The sequence below is a fragment of the Bullifex sp. genome (genome assembly GCF_034103065.1).
GTDB lineage: Bacteria > Spirochaetota > Spirochaetia > Sphaerochaetales > Sphaerochaetaceae > Bullifex.
In genome coordinates this window covers 1-12,447 of record NZ_JAXEGN010000068.1, presented here as the reverse complement: position 1 = coordinate 12,447, position 12,447 = coordinate 1, and the positions used below count along the sequence as shown (strand labels likewise).

Sequence of the window (12,447 nt, the reverse complement as noted above, 5' to 3'; positions counted from 1 at the left end):
AGTTATGTGTATATTCTGGAACGCTTCCGGCTATGGAAGTGCTTCTGTGACTATAAATTAAAAGAGGGAGACGTAAAACATGAAAAAGTTTACAGCAATTCTTTTGACAGTTTTGATGATTGCGAGTTTGTTTATCTCTTGCGAGAATAAAATAACTCCAGTTAGTGACGAAACTGTTAGTGTTAGCTTTGATGAGTCAACTTCAAGAAGTTTGACAGCATCATTGGAAGCTTTTGATGCCGATGATTACTATTGGGCATACAAGGCGGTAAAGAAGGATGATACAGGCCTTATCAGTGGTCAGACTAACTTTGCTTGGATAAAAACAGGCAATAATACTCCTTCGGACGAAGATACAGGTCTGGCAGGAGTTACTATACCCGGTTTCTCTCAGGGCGTATGGGAGTTTACTCTGTATGCATATACAAGAGATGGAAAGAGTAATACATCATATAAAACAACAGGACTCGCCTATAACGGTGTAACTACAACCACATTACAGAAGGGATCATCAAATATCATTAAGGTTACTGTAAATCCCTATACATCGGGAAAAGGTACACTTCTAGTTGATGTAGAAAACATAGAAATAATACCTCAGAAATCTGATTCTTCGAAATTTGATCAGGATAATTTTACAAAGATTGTGACAGTCTCTAAACTTTCTACAGGTGCAGTGCAGACTGGGACTGATAATACATTCTCGCTTTCTGCTGGTACATATAAAGTCACTGTTGATATCGTAAAGGATAATATCGTTTATGCTTCCGGAAGTGTTGTCGCAACAGTTTATGGAAATATGACAACAACTGTTACTGGTTCTCTTGAAGAGTACATTGTTCCCGCACAGTTTGATCCTGCCATCAATCCGGATGTCATGAATAAAATTGTTTACTCTGATTCTATTGATGTAAGTGCATCAAATGATGTTGTTATTAATAAGAAGTCAGATACTGAAACTGATTCAAAAGTTACTGCTACCATTCCAAATGACGTTGCTCTGGATGCGTTAGATAAAGCTATTGAGGAGAACGAAGATTCTGCTGGTGCTACTTCAGCAAATACTTCTATTGCATTCTCTCTGTCTGTCGATACCACAAAAGCAACAAATACTAGTCTCAACCTTGAAATCGGAATGACTGCAATAATTACAGTTACAGAAAGTGCGACAAGCAGTAAACAGATTTCAAAGGATATATCTAATCTGAAAAATTATGTAACAGTGGAAATTCAGCTCCAGACTGGTCTGCAGAATGTTACAGTAACTCACGATAGTGCAGCAATGCAGAACCTTACAAGCCTGAATGAGACAATCACAAATGAAAACGGAGCCTACTTCTATGATGCTGATTCAGGTCTGCTGACTATAAAGACAAAGAGGTTCAGCCCATATGCGATTTCTTATACAGTACCTGAAGAAGCATATGTTGCTGAAATGAATGGCGTTAAATATACATCAGTACAGGCAGCAATCAATGCATCCCCATACAATGCAGGAGATTCTGTTTCAACGATTACTCTTCTTAGCAATGTTTTAGCAGGCCCATCTTTTGGATTCCCTGATCCTGAAAGGCCAGAGTGTAAAGGTAGAAATATTTTTCTTGATCTGAATGGAAATACCTATACGTTTAAGAGTCCTGCAATGGGAAGTGTTGGTTATGAGTCACAGGCAATGCATCTTGCTAAAGATAACACTTTGACAGTGAAAAACGGAACATTAAATGTGGCAATCGATAACAACGAAATACAAATGCTGATTCAGAACTATTCTAATCTTACATTGGAAAATGTAATTGTAGATGGAACAAATCTCTTAGGAACCACTTGTTATACTATGTCGAATAATAACGGAAACGTTGTTATAAAAGATTCAACCATAATTGCAAAGGATAAAGGTTTTGCTTTTGATGTATGTAGGTATGCCTCATATGAAGGCCCAAGTGTTACAGTAGAGGGCGATAGCTTGATTAATGGTAAAATCGGTATTTCTTGTTCGGGAGAAAAAGATCATGCTGTACATAAGTTAGTAATTAAAGATGGAGTTTTCAAAGGAAACTTTGTTTTTGATGATAGTCATAGCAATACAAATCCATGTCCGAATCTTAAGATAGAGATAACTGGAGGTTCTTTTACCGATCTTGCTTTTGCAATTAATCATGCATCAAGTGGAACAACTATAAAACTTGCCGAAGATGTTACTTCTGGAAGTGGTATTGGAAGTAGGGATGGGGCTAAAGTCAGAGATAATATAACTGTGGATTTCGATAATCATACTTATACTGTTAGGATGAATCCCGTCGGTTCTGTTGGATATGAACGCCAGGCAATGCATTGGGGAACTTCTCTTGGAAGTATTACATTAAAGAATGGAACTATTAAAGTTAACCCTGTAGTAATAAGTTATTTTTTACAAGGTATGCAGAATTATATTGATTTTATAGCTGAAAATATGACTTTTGACTTATCAGGAATTAGATATGATGATTGTATGTTCAACAATAATTCTAATGGCAACATGTCTTTGAATAATTGTAATGTGATTGTGAGAAGTACTAATACTTATGGAATTTTTGCCGGAGGTTCATCTGTTACTTTTACTGATTGTAATATTGATGGTTTTATCAGTCTTCCTGAAACATCAAACTTCAGAATAAAGAATACTAATATTTCAAAATCTGTTAAGTCATATGACGACTATGGAAAAGCAATTATAACGGAAACAGATTCTGAAGGCTACACAGTCTATAAACATCAAACAACTCAAGCTGATTTATCCAATTAATAATTATTCTGTTTCTTACATGCTGCCCCTCAGCATTTAAGATAGATCGATCTTTCTCCCTTGGTAAGCTCACATGCCAAGGGAGATTTGTTTGATTATGACAAAATGTAACAAATTGTCATAATAGTTATAATTTGTAACCTTTACTTATCTTGCTTTTTTTATCATATTTGGATACATATATTGCTTGTTGTATAATTACAACTTTATTGTATTTATGGAGTTATGAGAAAAGGAAGATTATTAATGCTTCTTCTAATAGCACTGATTTTATTTTCATGTGCTATAACACCTGAGGAAGAAGAAAGAAAAGAGTTAGTACCTGCTCTGAAATATATAGAGAGTCCTAAGAACGTGAGAGTTATTAGTGACTGTCAAAACGGCAGGATTGAATTAGTGTGGGATGATGTAGATAACGCAACACACTATATAGTTGAATATCTAAGTGCTACAGATTACCTATCAGGAAAAGAGATGAAAAAGTATGCAACAACAGCTAATACTTTTTCTCTATCAACCTTTCCAAATGAAAATGATAAACGCTTTGTATTTAGAGTAAAAGCAGCATCAAAGTTACAATCAAGAGTACTTGAGTCAGCGTATAGTGATATCTATGAAGGTGCCATTGTTGATAATGTAAATGTAACACCAATAATTAAGGATTCAATTTTAAGCTTCTACACATCATATCAAAAGATTGGTTCTATTCTAACAGCCGGAGATATCATCGATTGTAAGGTTTACTTTTATTTGGGTGACTACACACAAGATGATATTCCATCTGATGCAGAGGTAATAACTAATTGTTACATTGGTTCAAATGAAACAATTACAGTTACTGCAGTATTAACCTGTAATGGTCAAATTGTTCAAAAGAAGGCAGTTTCAGTTTCTTCTGATGTGTCTTATCAACCATCTGCAATTAAAAGTATAAATGTAATAAATAACCAAACAGATGGAATCCATCTTTCTTGGGTAAGCCCTGGAATAAATTCGGGCTTAACTAACACTAAAATTTTATTCTTAGTAGAACGCTCTTTAGTTGGTTCATCAACTTGGGATATAGTTAGAAATGAGTTAAATGAAGAGTATTTTGAACCAGATGATAGTACTAATCTTGAAAAAGAATCATATGAAATGTCTATCATCGATAATAAAGCTCTTCCAAATCAAGATTATGATTACCGTGTAACAACTTGTTATAAAATTAGTGCAGGTGAAAACTCTTATTTTACAACTGAGGTTGTAACAGATAATAACATCATTAAAAATTGTTATCGTGCCGATACAAAGGTTAAATCCTTTGTATTAACTCAGGAAGAAACAATAGGAAATGGTAGGATTTGTACCTTTAACATAGAAACCTTTCATGAGCTACCACCTTCTTCAAGTATAGTAATAAATAGAAAACTAATTGATACAATATCATCAAGTGAAATTGATAATGAGTTATCAAAGAGCTTTGATAACCCAAATAATCCATTTACTGACACAATTGTGTTAAGTGAAGAACAAAGAAGAGATCCTAAAAGTTTCTTCTACACAGTAAAAATTGATTTTCCTGATAGTGATAACGAAGAATATACTGCAACTTATCAAAATGGGGGACAAGCTTTCATTCAATTTAAGGGTGAAGATATTATTCCAATAATTGTTGAAAACTCATTAAATGCTACAGCAAATGAAAGTGCACTAAATGATAAAATTAAATTAACATGGAGCGTTAATCCAAATTTAGTTTTCCCTGATTTCGATACAAACAAAATTACATACACAGTATATGAACAAAATAGTGATATGAACTACTCTGTTCTTGCATCAGGAATCCCATTTGATACTCCATATTATGAATTTAGTGTTACTCCTGGCTACTCAAGTTACTACATAGTAAAGCCTGTTTATACAGCTAATGCAGAAGATAGTGATTATAAATATGTAAGAAACTATCCTGCTTCTAACTCTGTATATGGAAGTGCATTAGAAACTGTTAAGAACTTAAAGGCTTCAATTAATAGTTATAACGATAAGGTCTTGGTTACTTGGGATAGCGTTGAAAACGCTAAGGGGTATCAAGTTTGTTATCTTGATAAAGAAGTATTTGTAGAAGAAAGTAAATACGAAATTTTAGATATCCCAGAGAATATGTTTGGCCAAGATATCTCTATAAAGGTAAAAGTTGTTAGTAGTGATGACTCAGTGTCAGCAGATGGACCAGAAACAATAGGTAGAGTATTAGGTGGAATTATCCCTATTGTTGATTCAAGAGCTAAGGAGATAGTAGTAACTTGGTCACCAATTGAAGGTGCAACTAGATATCTTGTATCTGTATACCCTGAAGTAAATGGAAGTTCTACCATTAAAACTGCAGTTGTTGATGCTACAAATGAATTAAGATTTATTTTAAGATCAAGTGATGTTGAATCAATTACAGGACTTGATAATCCTCTTTCCCGTGATTACTACTTCTCTGTAAAAGCATATGTTGGGTCAACACCTGCAAAAGCAGAAAATTTAGTAAAAGGACATTGGATAAAAGCACCAACAGAGATAACTGCTACTAAATCACAATATAGAGATATGGTACAGCTTTCTTGGGAAGCTTTAGATAACGTAACCGGTTATAACGTCTACTATAGAGATGACGGTTTAACTTGGCATCATCTAAATTACACAACCTCAAATACAACCAATGATATTAATGTATCTGGAATCAGAGAGTACTCTGTTTCTACCGTTATTGGAGAAGAGGAAGGTCCAATCCAGATAAGTAGCCTTTGTGATAGCAACAGTAACTATAGCTCAAACGTAGGATATCCTATAATGACACCTACAAGGTTAACTGTATCAGACTTAGGAAATAATATTATTTCTGTCTCCTTTAAACCAGTTTTAGATGCAACAGGATATATTGTAAGTATTAATAACGTTGAAAAGGAATTTGGTATTGAAGAAATTTCGCAATCAATTCCTGCAGAACCTGTAGTTGGAAGTATATTTAAGGATGAAACTGGAAACATTACAATTTATCTTGAGCGAACTACACTTTCAAACTCTGTTGAAGCAAGTGTTAGTGCAAGGTCTAAGAATAAAAATGCTCCACTTTCTTCAAATAATACTTCAAATGAAGTAAATGTAAGCTTCTTATATAACGAAATATATGCCCATGAGGTTGTTAGTATTTTGCTTGGTGCATTAAAACCTGCTGTTTCTGCAGCTGATAGTAAATTCAATAGCGATTGGTGGGAGGATAGATTAAGAACCTATGATTACTCTTCAAATGCTAAATTTGCATCATGTAATGGAACTAGTGGATTTGTATTATATAACCCAAAAACTAATGGCTATGGTGAGTTTACAAACTTTAGTAGCAATAAATGTATTATTAATGGAAGACTTGAAATGATGGTTCAAAAGGATCAAGCAAGTGGCTATCTAAATACTACTGAAAGTGATGCCTTAGAGCGTATTTCTGGAACACTCAATATAGACCTACCATATCTATACGGTAGTGCTACTATTACATTTAATGATTACTATGTGACAAATGGTAATGGTGTAAATAATGGTGGTAGTGTTACCGTTAATGGCATTGAAGTAGATGTTACAGAGGTTAAAGAGAGGATCTTACTATGAGAAAACTAATCTTACTTCTATTAACCATTCTATTAATTTCCTGTAATGCTTCTATTTTGATGACAAATGGAGAAGTAACTAAGCCGGGAAATTCTTCTTCAAAAGATAATAGTAGCAATAGCCCAGTATTCTCAGGAGAAGCTCCAAGAACAATTAATGCTACAAAATCATACTACACTAATAAAATTGTAATTAGATGGAGTAGTGTAGAGGGTGCTGACTACTATACTTTAGAGCGCTGTGAGCACTTAACTCCTGAGTTTGATGAAGATGCAGTTACCTTTAAGGAAATTGAAGAAAGTATTTTAGATACCTTCTACACAGATGAAACTAATTTAAAGGTTGGAGTTTACTACACATATAGAGTTAAGGCACATACCTTTGATGGTAATGTAAGTAAAGCATCGATTGTCACAACAGGAACAATACTATCATCTCCAAGTAATATTTCGGCATCAAAAGGAACTAGTATTAGTACTATCGACATTGAATGGACACAAATGCCAAATGTTGAGTCTTATAATATTTATCGTTCAACTCTTTCCTCTGTATCGGGTTTAGAGAGTGAGTATATTGCAACAGTACAAGCTTCTCGTGAATCATACAACCTTGCATACTCCTATCAAATTGAAGATGGTAAGGAAAATGGTAAGGAACTGTTTTTTGCAATTGAAGGAGTAGGTCCTACTGGAAATAGTGCAAAGATAAGTTTGCCTCGTTCAGGGTATACTTTTATCCCTGGAGCCCCTTCTTCTCCAGCGGTTCCATATGTTACTAAAGCTGATAGTACTGATAGCATTACCTTAAAATTCAGAAGCCAAGGTGCAAGCTGTAAGTACTTAATTAAAAGATATTACCCAGGATCATCAGAGATGATAATTTTCTCTGAAGACTTTGGTAATGAACTCTCTTCTCCTGATGCAGATGGCTACTACACCTATGTAGATACAGATGTTAAAGAAAATGTGGAATATACCTACTCTGTAATAGCATATAATGATATTGGTTCATCCCCTGCAACTGTAGTAACAGGATATTTACTTTCTCCTGTAAGAAATGTAACTCTGCTTCCTAAAAATAATATTGCAGAAATAGGATATGAGCTTAATTTTGATGAACCAGTTGGTGCTGGTGATAGCCAAAGAACTGAAAAGTATTGCTATCAAATTACTGGTTATTCAAAGGATGGTAACAAACTCTTTAATGAGACAAAGAATGAGGGTAATGTAGTTTCATTATTTAGAAGTGTTGATAAAATAGTAACTAAGGAAAGCCAATTAAAAGAACTTTGGTATATAGATGTTAAGGTAACCTTAGGAAGCCTTGAATCAAAAGTTATTCAAAGTGAGAAAATTCCAATGCTTCCTGAGCCTATTACAACTATTTCTGCATCTAAAAATAGAAAACCTTTAGATAGTGAAGAAGCTAACATAAATGGTGTTTATCCAGTTACTATTAAATGGGAATCTAGTTTTACAGGTGAAAGAATTCTTACACGAAATGGCTCTGATGGATCAGTAAAGAAATTTAATATTACAGGTGGTACTGAGTTTGTAGATACTACTGGAGAAATATTAGTTATTTACGACTACTTTATCGATACCTCTGACTCTTTTGGAAGAACTCTTGGTGAAATTAAACATACAGGGGACTCTTATGGTGCTATTACTCCAAATAAGTTTGCTGCTGTTTTAGATTCTGTTTCAATGAAGCCATTTGAAATTCAAACATATGTTCCAGCTGAGTATAAGCAATATTGGAAGAAATCAAAGATTGCTGAAATGGTTGGTTATGGTAATGCTTCTGACTTATCAACACAGATGAAGGCCTTAGGAACAGCAGAGGATAAGGACCACTTTGGAGGTGGCACTATTAAGTATGAAGCTTCAATGGAAGGTGTTGGAGGACAAATTTACTTCTCATACAACAACTTTGGTGAAAATGAGAACTTTAAGCTTACTGGTAATTATGAGATGCATGTAAATGCTTCAGGAACTGGTAAGGCGGGCTCTAATACTGGAGGATTAACTGTAAAAGGTATGTATCCTGCAAAGATTTCACTTGAAAAGATTAGTGTTTCAAATAAAGCATTTGTAGGCTCTTACATCTTTACCTTCTCCTATAGTGATGGTGAAGAAAACTATGAGGTAAAGCTATGAGAAATAGAAATAAAATTATTATTTTACTTTTATTCATTTTATTATTCTTCACATCCTGTGAAGAGATAAATGGAGTACTTGGCTTACTTCCTAAGTTTGATAGCACACTTCCAAATAATATTAGTGGAAAGTGGGTTTATTTTGAAAATGAAGAAGATAGATCAGGAGATGAAAATGAAGCATCCTTTACAAGACGATTTATCTTTGATTCAAAAGAAAATAAGTTCTCACTCTCTTATGTTGATAAAACCCAAGTGAATAAGAGTGGTTCATACTCCTATAGCTATAAAACCTATACAATCACAGAGTGTAATGGTGTATTAACATTAAGATTTGATGATGGAAGTGTAGAAGAGTATGATTTCTACATTAGTTCTACTGCAATTAGTGGCCCTGAAAAATTAATGCTTTCAGATGGACTAACATACTACTATTGGGGGAATGTATGAAAAAAATTATATTAATACTCTTACTTTCCATATTAACACTCTCTCTATTTGCAGTTGATAAAGAGCCATACTTTAAAGAGGATGTTGATGTAAAACTAAAATCACACATCTATGCTGATACTGTTATGTTATTTGGATACCCCACCATTGGTGCATCAATGGATATCGGGTTAAATATCGATACAGTTACAATAGCAGGGTATTTACGGTTTGAACATTTATTTAGACCACAGGGCTCAAATACTGGACGTCTAGCTGTTGCAGAGGAAATGGGTGAGCTTGGCTTATCATTTAAAGTAAGACTATATGAACTTGGACGTTTTAATGTCTCACTTGGCATTAATACAGGTTGGTACCAGCAGTGGATAATGTTAAGGTCAAATGCTGGAATTTATAATCTTGTTCATAATGGCTTAATGATAAGACCTGAGTGTTCAATTGGCTGGCGCTTAGCAGGCGGCTGGAATGTCGAACTTGGATTTTTCTACCAAAGTCCACTTTATCCATTTTACGATGGATATCAAGGGTGGGGAATACAAGTAAAACTTGTTTAACTGGGATTAAAAGGTCCCAGTTTTTTTATTGTGCAATAAAAACTCTTGATGTATGATTAGTTATACAAATCATACTTTTTATACGGAGAATGCTATGGCACATGAAGGAAAATTTGCTTGGACAGTAACAGTCGGAGAAAAGGGACAAATAGTAATTCCAAAGCAAGCTAGAGAATTATTTAATATAAAACCTGGAGACAACCTACTAATACTTGGAGATATTAATAAAGGTCTTGCGATCCCACCAAAGTCGTCACTTGATGCAATTACTAAAATGATATTTGAGACAGGTGATGAGAAATGAGAAAAAATTATATCGATAATTTAAGAACAGCTGTTGTTTTATCAGTAATAGTTTATCATGTTTGCTACATCTTCAATGGAGTTGGAGTGTTAGGAGGAATTCCTAATTCACTATCCCTTTCCTTTTGCGATAGCTTCGCAACCTTCATTTATCCATGGTTCATGGTACTACTATTTATCATTTCTGGTATGAGTAGTGCTTATAGTTTGGATAAAAAGAGTGTAAAAGAATTTATTAAAGCAAGAACTCATAAACTCTTAGTTCCATCAACACTAGGCTTATTTGTTTTTCATTTCTTAACAGGAATGATAAATACAAAAATGAATAACGCAGACTTATCAAGTGTACCAATAGTTATTCGATATTTTATCTACGCGCTTTCAGGAACTGGAGTATTATGGTTTAGCCAACTTCTTTGGCTATTTTCTCTTATACTTTGCTTACTTATAAAAGTTAAATTATTAGAAAAATATCGATTAAATGGGAAAAAAAGTATCTACCTACCTGTTGTAATTATTTATCTTTCATCTTTAATCCTGAATATGCCTGTAATAACAGTATTTAGAATAGGCATATATTTAGCATCCTATTTAATAGGTTACTACATTTTTTCAGATGAAAAGGTAGAAGAAAAAATTGAAAAGACAATGATTATTTCACTAGTAATATCAATACTTTCAGCAATACTTTATATGGTTAAATTTAACTTTTCTGATTACACTTCCTCTATTTGCCTGCAAGATGTAATTACCAATATTTATGCATACTTTGCATCAATATTCTTAATAGGATTCTTTAAAAGATATTTTGATAAAACTAACAAAGCATTAAAGTATTTATCATCTGCATCCTTTGGACTATATGTTCTTCATTTCACCCCAATTGTATTTATTGGCTTTGTTGTTTCACTTACAAATTTAAACGTATATTTACGTTATATTTTGACCCTAATTTTGGGATCGATCTCAACTTTTATTCTTTATGAAGTAATTAAACGAATTCCAATTTACCGTTATCTTGTACTTGGAATAAAGAAGAAGAAAGCAGTTGTTTAACTGGCAATATTAATTTGTAATAACTTATGGTAGAATAAATAATGTAAAATGGGAGAGAGATAATGGGAATATATGTTAATCCAAGTTTAGAAAAACTTAGTAAAGCGAAAAAGAAACGATACTATGTTGATAAATCTATGATTATCTCAAAATTAAATGAAATAATTGATAGTAATGATGCCTATATCTGTGTCTCTCGCCCAAGAAGATTTGGAAAGACTATGGCAGCCAATATGATAGTAGCCTATTACTCAAAAGGCTGTGACTCCCATGAAATCTTTTCAGACTTAGAAATATCAAAAGACCCATCTTTTGAAGAGTATATAAATAAATACACTGTCATTAAAATTGATATGAATGGAATAGTATCAAGAAAAGGTAAAGTAAGTGTATCAGAATATATTAATCAAGAAATTGTAGCAGAATTAAGAAAATATTTTCCTCTAGTTGTAATAGGAGATGATTTTTCATTATCAGAGGCTATTCAACAAATATATATTCAAACAGGAGAGAAGTTTGTATTTGTAATAGATGAATATGATGTAATCATGAGGGATGAATTATATTCATCAGAATTAAAAGATTATTTGAGGCTATTAATATCATTATTTAAAAGTTCAACAACGAATATTGCAATTTCACTTGCATATTTAACTGGAATATTACCGATAATAAAAGATAAAACACAGTCTGGATTAAATAACATAACTGAATATTCTATGATTAGTCCAAAAGGTATGGCTCCATATATGGGCTTTACTGAAGATGAAGTAAAGAAACTTTGTGATAAAGTAAATATGGACTTTGCTGAGTTAAAGAGATGGTATGATGGATATAAATTAAATGGTTTAGAAATATATTCACCAAAGTCTGTAATAGAAGCAATAGAACATAAATGTTGTGATAGCTATTGGGCTTTAACTGGAACATATATATCTATAAGAGATCTGATACGAATGGATTTTGAAGGTATAGAAGAAGATGTAATTAAATTAATATCTGGAGGTCGAGTGGAATTCGAACCTCGTACCTTTAACAATACAATGTCAGATATAAAATGTAAAAATGATGTTTTTACTTGTTTAGTTCATCTTGGCTATCTAGGATTTAATAGGGTTGATAGCTATACAAAGGAATGTTTTATACCAAACCATGAAATAAGAAAGGAATGGGTATTATCAATAGAAGATTTACCTTCTTATAGTAAAACTATGTCCTTTGTGCGTTCATCAAGAGAATTATTAAAGGCAACCTGGGAAAAAGATGAAGAAGCAGTAAGTAAGATGGTAGAAAAGACACACATGGAGGTAACAAGTAATTTAACATACAATAATGAAGGATCATTTAGTAGTGCAATAAGGCTTGCATACTTTTATGCAGATAGTTATTACAAGGTAGTAAATGAACTACCAGCTGGAAAGGGATATGCAGATATAGCATTTATACCATATGTAAAAGATGTCCCAGCGATGATAGTAGAGTTAAAGAAGGATAAAACAGCTAATACAGGG

At 33.2% G+C, this 12,447-nt stretch carries 8 protein-coding genes; all 8 read left to right on the top strand.

Annotation, left to right across the window (positions count from 1 at the left end):
* The first annotated feature begins 79 nt into the window (after positions 1 to 79).
* Positions 80 to 2,782, top strand: coding sequence for a hypothetical protein (locus SOY52_RS03005; RefSeq protein ID WP_320847502.1), 2,703 nt, complete (start codon positions 80 to 82; stop codon positions 2,780 to 2,782).
* A 225-nt stretch (positions 2,783 to 3,007) separates the two neighbouring features.
* Positions 3,008 to 6,415: a hypothetical protein gene (locus tag SOY52_RS03000; protein WP_320847501.1), complete on the top strand. Its 3,408-nt coding sequence runs from the start codon at positions 3,008 to 3,010 to the stop codon at positions 6,413 to 6,415.
* Positions 6,412 to 8,574, top strand: a complete 2,163-nt coding sequence (locus tag SOY52_RS02995; RefSeq protein WP_320847500.1) for a fibronectin type III domain-containing protein — start codon at positions 6,412 to 6,414, stop codon at positions 8,572 to 8,574. Before SOY52_RS03000 ends, SOY52_RS02995 begins: the two co-directional genes overlap by 4 nt.
* Entirely contained in the window at positions 8,571 to 9,023 is a 453-nt protein-coding gene (locus SOY52_RS02990) for a hypothetical protein (protein WP_320847499.1), read from the top strand. Before SOY52_RS02995 ends, SOY52_RS02990 begins: the two co-directional genes overlap by 4 nt.
* Positions 9,020 to 9,577: a hypothetical protein gene (locus SOY52_RS02985; protein WP_320847498.1), complete on the top strand. Its 558-nt coding sequence runs from the start codon at positions 9,020 to 9,022 to the stop codon at positions 9,575 to 9,577. Before SOY52_RS02990 ends, SOY52_RS02985 begins: the two co-directional genes overlap by 4 nt.
* Positions 9,578 to 9,671: 94 nt before the next feature.
* On the top strand, positions 9,672 to 9,881 hold the full coding sequence (locus tag SOY52_RS02980; protein ID WP_320847497.1) for an AbrB/MazE/SpoVT family DNA-binding domain-containing protein: 210 nt from the start codon (positions 9,672 to 9,674) through the stop codon (positions 9,879 to 9,881).
* Positions 9,878 to 10,936, top strand: coding sequence for an acyltransferase family protein (locus tag SOY52_RS02975; protein ID WP_320847496.1), 1,059 nt, complete (start codon positions 9,878 to 9,880; stop codon positions 10,934 to 10,936). Before SOY52_RS02980 ends, SOY52_RS02975 begins: the two co-directional genes overlap by 4 nt.
* A gap of 62 nt (positions 10,937 to 10,998) precedes the next feature.
* On the top strand, positions 10,999 to 12,447 hold a 1,449-nt coding region (locus SOY52_RS02970), incomplete at its 3' end, for an AAA family ATPase (protein ID WP_320847495.1).

Bases quoted from the DNA above. Each gene is read 5' to 3' on its own strand.
- SOY52_RS03000 (WP_320847501.1), top strand. From the start codon at position 3,008: ATGAGAAAAGGAAGATTATTAATGCTTCTTCTAATAGCACTGATTTTA.
- SOY52_RS02985 (WP_320847498.1), top strand. From the start codon at position 9,020: ATGAAAAAAATTATATTAATACTCTTACTTTCCATATTAACACTCTCT.
- SOY52_RS02995 (WP_320847500.1), top strand. From the start codon at position 6,412: ATGAGAAAACTAATCTTACTTCTATTAACCATTCTATTAATTTCCTGT.
- SOY52_RS02975 (WP_320847496.1), top strand. From the start codon at position 9,878: ATGAGAAAAAATTATATCGATAATTTAAGAACAGCTGTTGTTTTATCA.
- SOY52_RS02990 (WP_320847499.1), top strand. From the start codon at position 8,571: ATGAGAAATAGAAATAAAATTATTATTTTACTTTTATTCATTTTATTA.
- SOY52_RS03005 (WP_320847502.1), top strand. From the start codon at position 80: ATGAAAAAGTTTACAGCAATTCTTTTGACAGTTTTGATGATTGCGAGT.
- SOY52_RS02980 (WP_320847497.1), top strand. From the start codon at position 9,672: ATGGCACATGAAGGAAAATTTGCTTGGACAGTAACAGTCGGAGAAAAG.